This window comes from Cyclobacterium lianum, assembly GCF_900143075.1.
Classification (GTDB): Bacteria; Bacteroidota; Bacteroidia; order Cytophagales; family Cyclobacteriaceae; genus Cyclobacterium; species Cyclobacterium lianum.
The window spans coordinates 300,006-316,818 of the sequence record NZ_FRCY01000005.1 but is presented as its reverse complement, the minus strand read 5'-3'; the positions used below and the strand labels follow the sequence as shown (position 1 = coordinate 316,818).

Here is a 16,813-nt window from a genome sequence, read left to right as displayed (position 1 = left end):
TATTGACAATTAGAATAAAATTTTGTTTATTTTAAAAAACACCATAGTAATAAGAAATAAATTTCGATGTATGTTAAATGCATAATCTATTATTTGTAAAATCAAAAAGCAAAAAATAATAAATCAATTTCCTTTTTATGGCTTAAACAATACCTAATCAAATGAAAATAGAAATGAACAAAACAGCAAATGGAAAAACAGCTACCCAAACGGGACTAACAATGTCAGCGCTTGTCTGCGCTTTTTTAATGTACTTTACTACTATGGCAGTGGATAGTAGTAATATTATGGTAGATAGATTAAAATATGGTAATAATCATAGTTTAATTTATTTTAATCAGGATACGGTTCCCACAAATTCCCTGGGACAGCAATTGTGGAGTGCGGGACATGAAAGTGGTACCCAGCAGGAATGGTCGCAGGATGGAGGCGGAGGAGAGTTTAATAGCAACGGGGGCAACAGCTCTGTGAGTTCTGATGTGGCGAGGTCTGGAAATCGTTCGTTGAAAATGTCCATAAACACCACAAATGGTGGAGGACATGGTACAAGAAATTTTCGCTGGTCAGAAATCGGGGATCACAAAGATTTGATTTTTACACAATATTTATACTTTCCAAATCGGATTGATCTTGACCGGAACAACAGTTGGTTTAACCTGATTCAAACGAAAGGTGTAAAATTTGCGCCCGGGGGTGCTGGCACAGGGCCGGACCAGATCAATTCTCCACATTTTGTCCTCGGTTTAAATGTACGCGGTGGGGCAGGGTCTGGCGGAGCCAATTACTTAAGTCTCGCCGATCTTCAGAAATTTTGGGGAAATAAACCCGGTAAAAGCTGGGCAGCTCCCGTAGGTGTGGATCTTCCCGTAAAAAAATGGGTAAAAATTCAAATGCGAATTATTCAGGACCGGGGTGACAAAGGTAGGATCCTTGTCTGGCAAGATGATAAATTGATCATAGATACCAAGTCAATCAACACCTTAAGACCTGAGGTAGATCAAAATATGTTTAGTATCAATGCTTACGCTGATAAAACTTTCCCAAGCGTGTCAAATATATACGTTGATGATCTGTCAATTAATCTTCCGGGCCTGCCAGAACCGGAAAAGGAACCTGCACCATTTTTAGAACCTGAGATCACTATCACCAAACCCCAAAGTGATTTCTCTATTACGGAAGGCGAGTCGGTGAAAATTGAAGCGAAAGTATCGACCGATCCACGCCTTGAAATCGATAAGGTGGAATTTTTTCGGAACGGTAATTTACTGGGAACGGCCAACGATGCACCCTATGACTATAACCTTTCCAATCTTTCAGCAGGTACTTATCAGATCAAAGCAAAAGTATGGGATACTCAGGGAACTGCTAAGGAATCCGAGGGAATAAGACTTATTGTAATGGCTAAGGAAGAGGAAAGCGTAGAGCAACCCGACACTGATCCAGATGATATCACACAACTTCCCTTGGGGTCAGGGCTACATTTTGGTTTTGGGAGCAATGAGGATATCGTTTTTGAGGAAGCTGTTTACAGGTCTGTGGCAGGGTTAGATCTGGTTTCGGGAACATCCTATACATATAGTGATATCAATGCAAGTGGAACAAAACTTTACCAACAGGAGAGAAATTCAGATGATCTCAGGTTACATGTTCCCTTGGAAAATGGCACCTATACGGTGGTCACCTACCACAATGAACTATGGTTTGGCAGATATGGTCCTTCGGCCACTGCGGGGAGAAGGGTGTTTTCAATACAAATGGAAGGAGTATATGTAAAGGAGAATTTTGACCTATACAGGGAAAGCAATAACAAACCGACGACGCTGGTTTTTGAAAATATCAAGGTGGTTGACGGCAAGCTGGACATCCGGATGATTGCCTCACAAAACCGAGCGACACTTTCAGCTTTATCGGTTTTCCCTCAGGAGACACAGGGTGGCAAACCGGGCCTTGAGCAAAACGATTTTCAAATTGCATTTAATGCTGGTTCATCTGAGGCTACAACCTTCGGGAATAATGAGTTTGAAGCAGAAATCGGTTCATTTGATTTCTATAACTCAAAAACTACCTATGCTGATGCTTCGGCCAGTAAGGACGCACTATTTCAATCCGAACGACATGGGCTGACCCTAATTTATAAAATACCGGTGCCAAATGGGACCTATGAAGTCAGAACCTATCACAATGAACTTTGGTATGGTAAAAGAGGTCCAAGAGCAATAGCAGGAAATAGGGTGTTTAGCATTTCTTTGGAAGGAAAAGTAGTAAAGAACAATTTAGACCTCTTTTTAGAAAATAATAACCAGCCCCTGGAATTGGTTTTTAAGCAAGTGGAAGTTAAAGATGGAATATTGGAGATCAAATTGCAAGCATTTGCAAACCGGGCAACGATATCCGGTGTGGCGATCTCGGGCACCAGATCATCAACCAGCTCCAATCTCAGACTAGCTCAGACAGCGACTGATTCTGCGCAATCGAATGAAAGCACAGAAAACCCTAATTCAGAGTTTTCTATGTCTCTTTTTCCGAATCCCGCCGTTGACCACATTTATCTCAAGGGAGATTCCGGTGATTTTCAACAATTTTTGGTTCATGATAGCTTGGGAAATCTTATGTTCCAGCTTGATCCTTTAAATCTTCAACATCAAAACGGACAATTTCTGATACCTTTAAGCGGATTTAAGGAAGGTGTTTATCTTTTGAGTGTGATAAAGACAGACACCTCTGCAGAACGCCTGCGATTTATGGTGATGCCTTAGTTTAGGGCAATAATGTGTAGCCAATTATCCCGGGATAATTGGCTACACTTCTTTTTTGACATAGGCCGGCCAAACCTCATTTTCAATACGATCGGGGAGTTCGGGATAGAGCTGCATATCGAATTTTCGGGCAAATAAAAAATCGGGAGACAGCTCCCGTAATCTTGGCAGATCCTCTGGAGTGAAGGTTTGAGGAGATGGGGCATCTCTGCTGCCTGACCAGTTCACAAAAGTTAGGCAATTATGAATGCTGTCCAAATGGTCCTTATTAATTTCCAGCACGAGACTTTGAAACAATATTTCATCCGGAAGAGTGGAATTGGACATGTATTGAATCAAGTCGCTATGGTTTTGCACAAATTCCAAAATTTTAGAAACGGTTTCCGTATTTAATGCCCACCAGGTATCACCGCCATTAGGCTTAAGGTAATCAGGAAAGCTTTTTTTATTTGACAATACACGAAGGGATGATGTTTTTCCTCTGAAAATGACCTTCACAAGTTTTTTTAGAGTGTCAAAGCTGTAAAAGTCCCTGGAATGCAGGGAAGGTAGCTGCACAAAATCACCCTTATTCTGCGATAATTCTATTTTGTAATGGTTTAACCTATCCATACCTCCCCGAACCCAACGGTTTGAAGGTAATGGAAACCAGGAAATAAAATCCTTTCCGGGGTTGCTTTGAAAATAGGAGTTAATATAATCACTGGATTTGACCGGATAGTCCTGACCACTCAGAAGCACAGCATATCCGTTTTTGCGACTTTCCTCTACAAGTTTGAGCATGGTGAAAGTTGCTCTAACAATGCCCATACCTCCCCAGTTGCAAGTCTCTCGTTGATGCTCGGGCAGGATATAAAGGTTACGAAAATCTTTTAATGCATCCTTAAAAGGAGCAATTTCGGCCTTTAAATCTACATGTACATAAAAGTAGCTGTTTGTATGATTTAAGGCCGCGATCAATTTCCGTACCTGAAGTGGATTGGTATGCGCTAGTATCAAATAATTAATTATCATAGGTGTCAAAATAATAGTGAAAAAGCAAAAAGGCAATTTATTTCCAGAAGGAATAAAAACCTGATCCGTTATTCCCGAAACCTGAGTTACCGCTCTAGTAAGAATTTTCTGAATAGAAAATTCGTTTGATAGGTTCTGTCACCAACCTCGCTCGGAATGGGAACAATATTACCGATAGAGCAAATTGTTACTTCTACCTCATGGGTTTGCACCCGTAGTTATTATCGTATCGTCCCCTCAGCTCTCGTAGTGTACCAACATGCAAATCCAGGTATGTAGGGTATTTGAGAATAACCCTCTACCGGGGATGTATAGAAGCTGTTTTCCAGATTGCCGAAACCTGTTCAGAAGACAGCCGCGATGCTGTAAAACCTATCTATAAAACGTTGATTGTCGGACAGTCCTACATCAGTTGTCTTCATGTTCTATGAACTTAGTCTACCAGATTCCAATCTCGAATTATACCTTTCTTTAGAGTTATTTGGGCTTAAAAGGTAATGGGGAAGAATGTTGTATTTTATAACTTTCAGGCATTAAATCTAAACGTAATTTACCTTCCTTTCTACGGTACGGTCCAGTGAAGAAAAGCTATCAATCATCACTTTTGACTGATGGATATTGGATCTCGAAGATGCACCAAAAAGAATTGATTCGACCCCATCCAGCCCGCAAACGTATTCAAATGCTTCCCGGGGAGCCAAGGCACCGGCTGCCAAAACCTGCATGGCCACCAATCTGCATCTTTTTTGTGCGATAACTTCTTCATATCTTTTTATTCCCCCGGACATTCTGAAGCCAATTTTGTTGATGGAGGCGCAAACAGTTGGATTTTCAATTCCTGCTTTCTCCAGAGTATCCAGTAATAGAGGTAAATTCATCGTGATGAATCCCGGCTCCGCATGGTACTTTTCTTTGATATGCTTGTAGAAGGTTACCAGGAAGTCGGTCATGCCCAGGCCAAGTAACAAATCGGTAATTACATTTTGTACCCATATTACCGGCGTGTTAATGCCTTTAAACATTTTCATCTCGGCATCAATCATTAATTTTGCAAGCTCGTTAAAATCTTTTTTCATAAATGCCAGTCCTCCTTTAGCAAAAGTGCTGAAGATATTCCCGGGAACGAATTGTTTTATTGTTCCCACATAGCCCAATTCTGTTACAGCATTAGCATATTTGTGAGCATAGGGCATGCAAGGGTTTAATTTAAAATTTTGGTATTTTTCGCTTCCTCTGATTCGGTTACATATTTCGCCGATCCGGTCATGTGTGGTACACATGAATGTGTTGATCCCCTCATCAATCGCGGAGTCTAATACTGCCATGATGGCATCGTCTTCCTGAAAGCGAATGGTTTGTGCCCGTGCTTTTTCATCTGAACTGTGGTTAACACCAAAAAACTGGTTATCACCGAATAGTACTCTTTCCATGTTTTCTTATTTATTGTCGGAAATTAATTTAGAAATAAGTTGGTCGGTAAATGATGCGCTTCTAAATGAGCTTTTATTGATTGTTTTCAGGTCTTTTATGCATTTTATAAAATGATCGATCTGGGATGAGTATTCTTCACCCCGTAGGTAGTAATCTACATTGGGCGTCAATTCTGTGAGGTATTTCACTGTCCAGCCTTTCGGTAAACCCAGAAGCTCATTGGCTTCTTTTAAAAAGATTTTTACCTCGGTGGCGTCTGCGATTATTTTTCCTTTTTTACCCAATATGGTTATTTGCGTATTCATTTTCCGGTGTGTTTCGTCGCTCCAGTTTACCGACAATTGACCCCGAAGTCCATTATTCAAGGTAATGCTGGAATAAACTGCATCCTCTACATCATTGGAAAATATTTTCTTTAATTGGGTTCCGGCAACCTCCGTTGGCGGGCCCAGAAGAAAATGGATCAGATCTATGGTGTGAGACGCATAATCATACAGACATCCGCCACCCTGGCCTTTTTGGGACCTCCAGGTGCTCCCTTTTTCCCGGATTACCACCGGGCCGTATGACTCTCCATTGAAATGGTAAAGCTCTCCCAAAATATTCATTTGAAGGAGTACTTTTACCTCATTAAAGGTTCCCAGAAAGCGGTTATGGTAGCCTACCTGGTTGACCAGATTTTTCTTTTCAGCCTTTTCGGCCAGGATTTCTGCATCTTCTGGATTCAGTACAAATGGTTTTTCACAAAAGACATGTAGGGAATGGTCCAGCGCATAGTGCACCATCTCAGCGTGAAATTTCGTTGGAGATGCAATGACGATAGCATCCAGATTCATCTCGGAAATCATTTTTCGATAATCCGTAAAACACTGGAATTGAGAATGCTTCTTAAAGGCCTCGATTACCAATGAGGAGCTGTCACATACAGCTACCAGGTTGACGTCCGGGTGTGCACCCAGTATGGCACAATGGGAAATACCCATTTTACCTAATCCTATTATTCCTGTTCGAACCATTTTTATCTAGCGGGTTAAATAGTTATTATTTTTTTTCTACACTAATTTCTTTTTGTGGTAGGATGTGCGATTTTTTAAGCGCGCAAGCTATTTTACTTTTGAGAGGAATGTTAGTCTTCTATTGCTTGTATAACAATTCATTTCCGGGTAATTCAGGTGTATTCGGCTGGTTACTGGAAATATTTACTTTGCTATAGGCGAATAACTGTAAATCTATTAATCATTTATCCCTTTTTTTCTGTGAAATCTTCATGATAGGGAATGGTCATGTGACTTGCTCTGAAAGTATATTTTTTCTTGTGTAAAATTTTTCGTTTTAAACCGATCCGATTTGGAAGGTAAACTATCTAATAATTTGGATATGAATGTCCACTTTTTGTTTTCCATAAAGCTGCGGTGAAAAATATATAGTGCAAATACCGTAGCAATAATATAGTGGTAATGATAAACCGAACTGGAAGTAAAGCTCGTAATTAATAGGTACCACAAATAATATTTTGTGTAAGCGTACTGCCGTGGAATGGTAAGAACAAAACTTTTGTACCACAGTGATATAAAACCTACAACCGCGAAAATCCCAAACATCGTATATACTGCGATAATGCCCACATCAGAAATGAAATATTCGTGAGTATTGCTAAGCCTTTCTATGAATTTTCCATAGTTAGAAATTCCCCAATTTGGAGAACCGTTTCCGAAAATTTGACTGAGTGTATTTGGGGAGAAATCAGTAAGGAAATACTCGCCAGCTTTAACCCTAATGTAATCTTTTCCCAATTTTGCATCCCGTTGCTGAGCTTCTACAACGCCTCTGACCATAGGAATATCGGAATTTGCCAAGAGGATCATTCCGGCGGCAAAACTTCCAAGGATCAAGGCTTTTTTCAAAATGGTCTGGTTTCTAACAAAATGGTAAAAGTAGATTAGAAGTACCCCCACTATAAATTGCCTGGTTACCTGCATAACCGGTATAACTAATCCCAATGTAGCCAAGCCTAAATACCACCACTTGTTTCGGTCATTAGTTGATAATTTTGTAATTGCGATAAAAACAGAAAGGATAAAGATTCCTGCACCAGGGAAAATGATGCGGATCGCCCCTCTTTCTTCTGTGAATTCTTCACCTGAAATGGGCTTCCCAAAAAAGACCGTGTGAGCGTTCAAATATTGAAAAAAATATAGCACCGCATACAATAGTCCGTAAGCAAGTATTATTTTTTCGATTGAACGAATCGGGGTTTTTAAATGGAGCAACAGAAAAAATAAAAACCAAAGCATGTATTGGTAGGTCTCAACCATGCTATCTTTAAATCCCTGACCCCAAGAATAATAAGCCATGACCATCGAGAAAACGATGGATAGAGCGATAATCTGTACTGGTAATACAAGGCCTCCTTTTCGATCAAACATGTATCTGGCAGATACAAGTACTGTTCCCATTACTGCAATGAAATCCAAATAGTTTACCAGGGTAGGATTGAGGAAAGTGGCATCAAAAAAATTGAGGCTGATGATCACCAGAAGAATAATATATACGATTGTTATTTTTTCTTTCATTTATTTCTCGAAATTATTCGACTCTTAAAAAGGGATTCTTTCCTCCAAAAAAATACCAGTGATTCAGTAGATGACTGTTCAATAAGGAAATTGATCCTGCACTGCAATATTATAAAGTAAGGAAAACAACAACTAAATCCATCCTAAAACTTTATGTTCGTGTTTATAAATGCGCTGATTCTTGAGTACATATTAAGAATAAAATTAATGCCGGGTGTTAGCGAAAATGTATACTTGCCTTCGTTTTACAAGGTGTTATGTGGTTTTAGTACTCAACAAGGAAGAATGGATATTTTTCATTCATAGAATATTTATCTTTTTATAGAGAAGGGTTTTTCCATTCTGTCAATTGATTAAGTAATTTTAGTAGGGAAGTTAACACCGATCTTATGTTGGGCTTTTTAACCTGTAACTTCTGTAGGGAAACTCACTTCGAATAGACTGTGTTGTGGCACCTATATCTATACTATTGCAACGACAAACGGGAACTTACTTTTGTTCCTTAAAATTATTCTCCCCAGGAACCATTTAAGTTTTTGCGGTTTTCTGATCGTAATAATATCCATATCCGTGTCCGTAACTGTGTTCAGATTTGGCACCATTCAGGATCAAAACCGGATTAGAAAATTTACCTTTCTCTTCAATCTCGTTGATTAACTTCAAATGATTTGTTTTGGTGTAATAATACCTGACGACATAGGCAAGCATGTCTACAAACGGAGAAAGCGAAAAGGCATCTGCTACCAAGCCGATGGGAGCACTATCAATGATGATATGATCGAATTTTCCCCTTAATTCAACGAATAGCTCCGCTAATCTCGGGCTGTTCATGACTTGCAGTGGGTTGTCAGATAATTTACCAGCACCTATCAGGAAAATATTTGGATTTTCTTCCGACAAATGAAGTATGTCCCTCGTAGTATAAGCTTCATTCGTTAAGTATTCGCATATTCCAGGTTTGTTGGTTTTCACACCAAGTTGCTGGAAGACCGATGGTTTTCTGAGGTCAAATTCCAGAATCACGGTTTTTTTTCCTGATAAGCCGATTGTCCGGGCCAAATTTATACTGAAGAAGGTCTTTCCTTCACCGCCAATGCTGGAAGTAGTTAGAATTACCTGATTTGATTTTTGCATGGATGCAAATTTCATATTTGTCCATATCAGGTTCAATTGCTCCCCTGAAAGCGATTTGTACTGGGGAGTTCCCAGATAAATAGCTTTTTGGTTTTCATGAGATAATTCTCCCATTATCGGGACTTTGCTCAGTGCTTCCACTTCATTTTTTAAGCCTATTGTTCCAAAAAAGTAGTCATTTGCGTAAATCAACGCGAACGGAATGCCCAATCCCATAAAAAATGCAAAAATCATCATCAATTTTTTCATAGGTCGTGCCGGGTAGGGACCAGCAATTGGAGGATCTATGACGCGGGCATTTGATACTGAGGTAGCTGCCAGCGAAAGAATTGACTCTTCTCTTTTCTGCATTAAGTACTGATAGTTTTCCTGTTTGATCGCTTGCTGCCTGGTAATGTTCAATAGCTCACGTTCTATGTGGGGTACCCGGTTGGCTCGTTCCTCGATTGTGGCAGCATTTTGCTGGAGACTCTCTTTAGCGACCTGAATGCTTTTTTTACTGCTTCGGATATTTTCTATCAAGTTGGATTTCAGGTTCAATAATTGCTCATTAAGGTTTTTTATCAATGGATTATCTGATGTTGTCCCATTTAAGAGACGTTGGCGTTGGCGCTGCGACTCATTGTATTTCTTGACCAAATCAGTCAGGGTTTCGTCCTCTATCAATAAGGACCCTTGCACCATGTCGGACAAATTGGTATTGTTGGTTAAATTTTCTTCCAGATTATTCAACACCTGAAAGTTGATATCATATTCTGCTAACTTTTGCTTGGTGATCCCGGTGTTTTGCAGGTATAGTTGAGATTCTGCACTCAGGTCAGAAATGGCATTTTCGTTTTTGTAGGTTTCAACAGCTTTCTCTATTTCTGCAAGTTCGGTCGTGAGTTTTTCCATTTGCTCATCAATAAAAGCAAGGGTGTTTGCTGCTGTGGAATTGACGTTTTTTAGGGCTTCAGTATTGTAGACATCAACCAATGCTTTCAAGATTTGCTTTCCTTTTTCAGGGACAGAAGACAGTAAGCTAAGGGAGATTACAGTTGAGAGCTTGTTGGTAGGTTCTACATTAATAGCTTCTCGGTAGGAAAAAGCCATCTCCTGCATGTTGTTATAGGTAAAAGAAAGGCGTTTGGGATAAAGACCTTGCAGATTTTCTTTTAAATGGATGCTATACTCTCCATATAAATTGCTTATCTGATCACCAAAGTTGTGCAAGGTTTTGATGCCATCCTCCATCTCTAACTCAAAGGTCTGGTTATCAAGTATTTCAAGTTTTGCCATTTCGGAAAAATCCGAGGACGGTTCATTAATCTTATTATATCGGATGGTTACCGGAACTTCGTCCCCATATATTTCTTTAAACCTCTTGAATCCATCCGCTACATAGAAGGTATTGTGCAGGCCCAGGTTCTCTAACGTTTTTTTGATTAGCGAAACGGATGTCAATATCTCCACCTCATTCTCGACAATATTGGCGGTTTGATACCCCTCCAGATCATCCAGAACTGTATTGTTTGAAAAGCTTCGTCTGGCCTCCGAATTGGTATTAATCATTAGGGTTGAAGTAATTTCGTACTGTTCCGGAGTATAATAAATATACGCCAGCGCTGCACCGCATAGAAGTAAAACGCCGCCCAAAAACAGATACCAATATCTCAGGTATTTTTTGATATAAAATGCAAGTGGGACATTACTTGATTTTCTCAAGTCTATTTCCTGATTCAATAAATCTTTAAGGTCCATGATTTTATGAAATTTACTGGGTTACAAAAATGAATACTTGATTCCTGTTTGGTCAAAACTTCGTCACGTCAATCACATGTGAGTGATTGAGAACTGGATTTCCCGGTAAAAATTTTCCCATTTCTATGAGAAAAATGCTAACTAGTTAAAAATATATTATATTCGATATATCAAATATAATATTTAAATAGTCAAATATTGTCCTGCGTCATTTTGACGTTGCTGCTGTGTCAATATTTTACTACAATCATTTTTAATGGTTCAAAATACATTTTTACAAATGTAAAAAGAAATTTCATTATTTAAAAAGATTTTTTCCTGATATTTGAGTGATTTTAATCATTCTTTTCATCTCGAATAATTTAAAATAGGGAAAGCGTGAATAAGCGGGTAAACAATTAATTAGGTAAAATTGAAAAATTTTAAAAATATCGAGACAAAAATTGTTTTATTTTATGATTTGATTTTTTAGTAAAATAAAATAAATCTAAAATATTTTTTTAAGGTATTTTAAGTTTATGTTAAAAATGGTGTAATACATTAAAAAACGATGAACCCGCGGGTTTAAATTTCGATAAAATATTCATTCATATAAAATTAGAATTAAAAATAAATTTAAAAAATAATAAAATAATAAAAAATATGAATATTTATATATAATTTTTTTCTTTCAGTTTCCAGTACCGAATCAGCCCGCTCACAGACATCCAACTGGGATTGGCATATTCGTACAATGCTTGTAGGTTTTCGTCTGCTCCCTGTTTTTCCATCTGACGGGCGGTGTAAGCCATAAATGCGCGTTTGACTTCATCGATTGGTGTTTCCTGCTCATAATGTACTTTCATCCAGGAAGCCCAATCGTCCAACATTTTTTCCAGCATCTGAAAATGTTCGACTGGATGAGCTATTTCTCCAAAATGGGTCAGGTAGAGCTTTTCAGGTTTCCGGTCCATCAGGAGCCTGATGGATTTTTTCCAGTCTTCCAGATGAATATCGGGCGGAGGGCATGGAGGGACCACAGGCCCCCCGGAAATTTTGACTCCTCCCACATCGCCCGTAAAAATGTTTTGACCTAACTGCCAGGCAATGTGATGGCTGGCATGACCGGGAGTGTGCAAGGCAGAAAAGGTCAACTCACCTATACAAACCTTTTCTTGATGTGAAGTAGCTACCAATTTGTTTGCTGCTATACCATTCATTTTACCCCAGAGCTGCTCCATATTCGCTTCCCCGTAGATCCTGGCTGCGGATTGCCACAGTCGTTCTGGTTTTGACAGGTGGGGTATCCCAAGCGGATGCACCAATATCCGGGCACCTGCTTCGGCAAGTTTCCAGGCTGCGCCCGCATGATCAAAATGGATATGCGACAGCAGTACCGCGTCGATATCACCTGGTTTCAACCCATGCTTGCCAAGGGCAATTGTCAGGCTATTCCAGGTGCTTTCAGGGCCTGTTTCGATCAAGACATGAGTGTCTCCATGTGAAATCAGGAAGCTTGCAATGACCTTTTTTGCTCCTTTAAAATGAAGGTCTAGAATATTGATATGGTACATTAGCCGAATAAAGTGTAGTTTCCGAATTGATCCATAGGTAGCGTCTTGCGGATGACAAAGGCACTGTCATTGGCCACCTGATTGACCATGGGCGATACAGTATATTTTGTCATTTCTTCGTCTGGATATGGTTGCAGCATTTCCAGCAATTCCCTCTCTGGTGTATCCATTGCCAGCCATTTGGCCTCATTTTCTTTCTTAAGAATGACCGGCATACGGTCATGTATTTCAGCACTGATAGCATTGGGTGAGGTGGTCAAAATTAAAAAGGTATGGGCCGTTTCTCCCTGTTCTGTTTCATACTCTTCCCAGATTCCTGCCATGGAAAAAAGAGATTCACCATGAAGTACAAAGCGATAGGGGACCTTGGTTTTTTTTCCGATTTTTTTCCATTCAAAAAAACCGTCAGCAGGCACGAGGCAGCGGTTTCGTTTGAATGCATTGCTGAAAGTGACTTTTTCCGTAACGGTTTCAGCCCTGGCATTGATAAGCTTGTTGGCCACTGGCTTATTTTTCGCAAATGCTGGCGTGATACCCCAATAAAAATGGGAAAACCCTCTGGGGCTTTCATTGGTGATCACCGGGACCAGTTGTGAAGGTGCAATATTGTATCGGGGGGCAAAGGATTCTAGCATCTCAGCGCCAAACCTTTCTTCCAGTTCTGTTTTTGTCTTCGCTAGTGAGTATCTTCCACACATATATATTCTGATTTCTACTTGCTGCAGGAATGTAATTTAAAGATAATTTTCGTTTTGTATAAATTCGAAAGCCCTTAATTCAGACCAGTATCGTTTCGTTCTAGCCCTGGGGCTGAAACCTACATGGCCGCCCTGACCGGGAAATTCCATATAGAGTTTTTCTGAGCGTATTCCCATATCCCGTGGGTAGCAGGAAGGGCTTAGAAATGGATCATTCAGCGCATTGAGGATGAGGCAGGGTGTATCCATCCCCGCCAGAAAATACAGCGAAGAATTTTTTTCATAATAGTCTTCCGCATTGTCAAAACCATGCAAAGGGGCTGTGAAAGCATCATCAAATCCCCGTAATGTGGAAATGGATTCCAGGCGAATATTCCGGGTAATTTCCGGGAAAGACATGGACTTTTTTCGTATTTTTTCTTTCAAAGAGCGTAGGAAATTAAATGCGTATAGCCTATTGCTCCGCTGGTCAATCCGGTCGCATGAGGCACTCAGATCCAGCGGAACGGAGATTGCTACCGCTTTTTTTACCCGGGTTGCCAGAGGCCATTTGCGTTCTCCTAGGTATTTGAGGGTAAGGTTGCCTCCCAGGCTAAAACCAATCAGATAAATGTCCCTATACTTTGCCGCCGCATGCGACAGGATCTCATTCAAATCATAGGTAGCACCAGAATGGTAAAAAATGGGTTTTCTGTTGGGTTCCCCGCTGCAACCTCTGTAGTTCCAGTTCAATACATCATAGCCGTTTTCAAAAAAAAATTGCGCCATGCCAGTCATGTAGGGCCTGCGGCTATTTCCTTCCAATCCGTGGCTGATGATGATCAGGTCCCTGCAGCCCTGTTTCAACCAATCCAAATCAAGAAAATCTCCGTCTATGGTGTTAATTCTTTCTCTTTCAAACCTTAAGCGGTGCTTAGCCCTGAATATTGCGGGGAAGACTGTCTGCATGTGACCATTCCTTAGGAGCAGGTGGGGATCGTAATTCGATTTTTTTACCAGGGGCATTTTACAGATACATGCATTTCAGATTCCTTTCTTACGTGAAAATACTATTATTAAATTTGAATAAACATATTTTAAGAACTATTTTTGGATTGCTGAAAACACGAATTCGAATAAAGAAACTTATGGCCGAAATAATACGAATGCCCAAAATGAGCGACACCATGGAAGAAGGGGTAATCGCGCAATGGTTGAAAAAGGTAGGAGATGAAGTAAAGCCCGGTGATATTCTAGCAGAGGTGGAGACGGATAAAGCCACTATGGAGCTGGAGTCCTACGATGAAGGCGTGCTGCTGCATATCGGTGTAGATGAAAAAGACGCGGTGCCAGTAAACGGTGTCATTGCGATTTTGGGTGAAAAAGGGGAGGACATTGATGACTTGCTCAAGGAAATTAAGTCCGGTGGAGACGGGTCATCTGCTAAAGATGAAGCCCCCAAAGAAAAAGAGTCTGCAGAAAAGGAAGAGGAGTCCGATTCTAAAGCTGAGAATAAAAGCGAAAAGATCGATACTTCTGATATCAATGCTACCCTGATCACCATGCCCAAAATGAGTGATACCATGCAGGAAGGTACCATTGCGGGCTGGCTCAAAAAAGAGGGAGATGAGGTGAAGTCGGGAGATGTGCTGGCCGAGGTGGAAACGGATAAGGCCACGATGGAGCTGGAGTCATATGAAGATGGCACGCTGTTATATATAGGTGTGAAGGAAGGGGAATCTGTAGAAGTAAATGGGGTCATTGCCATTATTGGAGAGAAAGGAGCCGACTACGAAAAGTTACTGGAAGCGCACAAGCAAGAGTCCACCTCGGCAAAGGATACAGCAAGCGAGAAAACGGAAGATGAACCAAAGGAAACGAGTTCAGAGAAAAAAGAATCGCCTCAGCAGGAAGTAGAGCAAAAGAGTGCATCCTCCAAAAGTAGTAATGGCAGGATAAAAGCATCTCCTTTGGCAAAGAAAATGGCCAGAGACAAAGGGATTGACATTTCTTTGGTTAATGGTTCCGGAGATGGAGGCAGAATCATTAAAAAAGACATCGAAAATTTTGATCCGTCAAAAGTTTCTGCGGCTGATAAATCTTCGGGGGCGATTGGCGGAAGTCCTGCCGTAGGTCAGGAGTCTTTCAGTGAAACAAAAGTTTCGCAAATGAGAAAGGTGATCGCAAAGCGGCTTGCTGAAAGTAAGTTTACTGCACCACATTTCTACCTTACCATGGAGATCAACATGGACAAGGCGATTGAAGCCAGAAAGAGTATGAATGAAGTGGCGCCAGTGAAGATTTCCTTCAATGACATGGTCATCAAAGCAGTGGCTGCGTCCCTGAAGCAACATCCGAAGGTAAATTCAGCCTGGATGGGTGATAAAATCAGATATAACGATCATGTGCATATAGGAATGGCGGTAGCTGTGGATGAGGGCCTTCTGGTGCCTGTGATCCGGTTTGCTGATAGCAAGAGTTTGTCGCAGATATCCCAGGAAGCCAAGTCACTGGCAGGAAAGGCCAAGAATAAGGAGCTTCAGCCAAAAGATTGGGAAGGAAATACCTTTACCGTATCCAATTTGGGGATGTTTGGTATCGAAGAGTTTACAGCCATCATCAATCCACCGGACGCTTGTATTCTGGCCATAGGTGGTATCAAACAGGCCCCTGTGGTGAAGGATGGTGAGATCAAGATCGGAAATCTGATGAAAGTAACCCTCTCCTGCGATCACCGGGTAGTGGATGGTGCCATAGGGTCGGCATTTCTGCAAACCGTAAAACAGCTTCTCGAAGATCCTGTCAGGATCCTTATCTGACAGTAGTAAAGCAATATAAATGTCAAAAAGTCCTCAAAGTGGGACTTTTTGCTTTTTAGTACAATTATTGAAGAGATTGGGATTAAAAAAAGTATGGACAAACTTAAATCAACTACAGTAGTAGCAATCCGGCATGAGGGGAAAGTGGCGATCGGAGCAGACGGTCAGGCTACATTGGGCAATACCATTGCCAAGAGCAGCGTGAATAAGATCAGGAAACTACAGGAGGGTAAAATTGTTACCGGCTTTGCGGGTTCTACTGCCGATGCTTTTACCTTATTGGAAAAGTTTGAAGAGAAATTGGGCAAATACAGCAATAACATGAAAAGGGCGGCAGTCGAACTGGCCAAAGAATGGCGAACAGACAGGATGCTGAGCAAACTGGAAGCCATGATGATCATTGCCGATGCTACGGATGTGCTCATTATTTCTGGTACGGGAGATGTAATTGAACCTGATCTGGGTATAGCCACTATCGGTTCCGGAAGCATGTATGCTCAGTCAGCAGCAAGGGCGCTTAAAAAATACGCTCCGCAGCTCAGTGCAGAGGACATGGTCAGGGAGAGCCTGAGTATTGCAGCTGATATCTGTATCTATACCAACCATAACCTGATTATCGAAAGTGTTGCAGAATAAAGGAGGGGAGGCCTTCAAAATCACTCGTTTGAAGGCCTGTATCACTTATACCTCAAAGTCATACACCTTCACCTCTGACCATTTGTCTTTGTGGTCTGCTACAAATTGCAGATGCACCGGGTCGGACTGGTAAAGATCGTGGTCAGCAATGCTGTCGAAGTATACTGTCAGTGAAATGTGAAAACTGTGGTCAACAACTTCCCTTCGGCTGGTGCCGGCCGGAACACCAATTTTGAAATCTTTCACACTTTTGGTTTGGGCGATTTTTCTGCAGCCGTCCATCACCGTCTTGAGATCACTGTCCGGATCATTTAACCAGAAAAATACTTGATGTACAATCATGTTTGCGTTAGTTTTAGCGTGGATTTGATTTGAAATAAATGCGCCAAGGCCCAAAGTAGTCAGCACAGCCATGAATTTTCTTCTATTGGGCATTTCATGTCATTTAGGTTAACAATGTTTTAAGTGATAAAGGTATAA

At 40.8% G+C, this 16,813-nt stretch carries 12 protein-coding genes; 3 read left to right on the top strand and 9 right to left on the bottom strand.

Annotated elements, in window-relative coordinates; genetic code table 11:
* Window positions 1–173: 173 nt before the first annotated feature.
* Window positions 174–2,756, top strand: coding sequence for a malectin domain-containing carbohydrate-binding protein (locus BUB19_RS10545; RefSeq protein ID WP_178371476.1), 2,583 nt, complete (start codon window positions 174–176; stop codon window positions 2,754–2,756).
* A 42-nt stretch (window positions 2,757–2,798) separates the two neighbouring features.
* Here BUB19_RS10545 and BUB19_RS10540 read toward each other — a convergent pair whose 3' ends face one another.
* The 8 genes from BUB19_RS10540 to BUB19_RS10505 all read right to left on the bottom strand — a co-directional run bounded on the left by BUB19_RS10540 (window position 2,799) and on the right by BUB19_RS10505 (window position 13,904).
* Window positions 2,799–3,770 carry a beta-1,6-N-acetylglucosaminyltransferase gene (locus BUB19_RS10540; RefSeq protein ID WP_073094497.1) on the bottom strand — a complete coding sequence of 324 codons (972 nt, stop codon included), beginning with the start codon at window positions 3,768–3,770 and terminating at the stop codon, window positions 2,799–2,801.
* A 539-nt stretch (window positions 3,771–4,309) separates the two neighbouring features.
* Window positions 4,310–5,200 (bottom strand): hypothetical protein, encoded by an 891-nt coding sequence (locus BUB19_RS10535; protein WP_073094496.1) that lies wholly within the window; start codon window positions 5,198–5,200, stop codon window positions 4,310–4,312.
* A 6-nt stretch (window positions 5,201–5,206) separates the two neighbouring features.
* Window positions 5,207–6,217 carry a Gfo/Idh/MocA family protein gene (locus BUB19_RS10530; protein WP_073094495.1) on the bottom strand — a complete coding sequence of 337 codons (1,011 nt, stop codon included), beginning with the start codon at window positions 6,215–6,217 and terminating at the stop codon, window positions 5,207–5,209.
* A gap of 249 nt (window positions 6,218–6,466) precedes the next feature.
* Window positions 6,467–7,774: a hypothetical protein gene (locus tag BUB19_RS10525; RefSeq protein WP_073094494.1), complete on the bottom strand. Its 1,308-nt coding sequence runs from the start codon at window positions 7,772–7,774 to the stop codon at window positions 6,467–6,469.
* 528 nt (window positions 7,775–8,302) lie between these two features.
* Window positions 8,303–10,648: a GumC family protein gene (locus BUB19_RS10520; protein ID WP_073094493.1), complete on the bottom strand. Its 2,346-nt coding sequence runs from the start codon at window positions 10,646–10,648 to the stop codon at window positions 8,303–8,305.
* 650 nt (window positions 10,649–11,298) lie between these two features.
* The gene (locus BUB19_RS10515; RefSeq protein WP_073094492.1) at window positions 11,299–12,201 is read right to left on the bottom strand and encodes an MBL fold metallo-hydrolase; all 903 of its coding nucleotides are present in this window, start codon (window positions 12,199–12,201) and stop codon (window positions 11,299–11,301) included.
* Window positions 12,201–12,899, bottom strand: coding sequence for an SOS response-associated peptidase (locus BUB19_RS10510; RefSeq protein ID WP_073094491.1), 699 nt, complete (start codon window positions 12,897–12,899; stop codon window positions 12,201–12,203). The genes BUB19_RS10515 and BUB19_RS10510 overlap by 1 nt, the downstream gene beginning before the upstream one ends.
* A gap of 36 nt (window positions 12,900–12,935) precedes the next feature.
* Complete coding sequence (locus BUB19_RS10505) at window positions 12,936–13,904, bottom strand: YheT family hydrolase (RefSeq protein ID WP_073094490.1); 969 nt, start codon at window positions 13,902–13,904, stop codon at window positions 12,936–12,938.
* A gap of 122 nt (window positions 13,905–14,026) precedes the next feature.
* Between BUB19_RS10505 and BUB19_RS10500 the strand changes: the two genes are divergently transcribed.
* Together BUB19_RS10500 and hslV are read left to right on the top strand one after the other, a co-directional pair.
* On the top strand, window positions 14,027–15,697 hold the full coding sequence (locus BUB19_RS10500; RefSeq protein ID WP_073094489.1) for a pyruvate dehydrogenase complex dihydrolipoamide acetyltransferase: 1,671 nt from the start codon (window positions 14,027–14,029) through the stop codon (window positions 15,695–15,697).
* A gap of 93 nt (window positions 15,698–15,790) precedes the next feature.
* Complete coding sequence (gene hslV, locus BUB19_RS10495) at window positions 15,791–16,333, top strand: ATP-dependent protease subunit HslV (protein ID WP_073094488.1); 543 nt, start codon at window positions 15,791–15,793, stop codon at window positions 16,331–16,333.
* A gap of 45 nt (window positions 16,334–16,378) precedes the next feature.
* Here the strand turns inward: hslV and BUB19_RS10490 are convergent, their stop codons facing one another.
* Entirely contained in the window at window positions 16,379–16,675 is a 297-nt protein-coding gene (locus BUB19_RS10490; RefSeq protein ID WP_084097203.1) for a Dabb family protein, read from the bottom strand.
* Window positions 16,676–16,813: the final 138 nt, after the last annotated feature.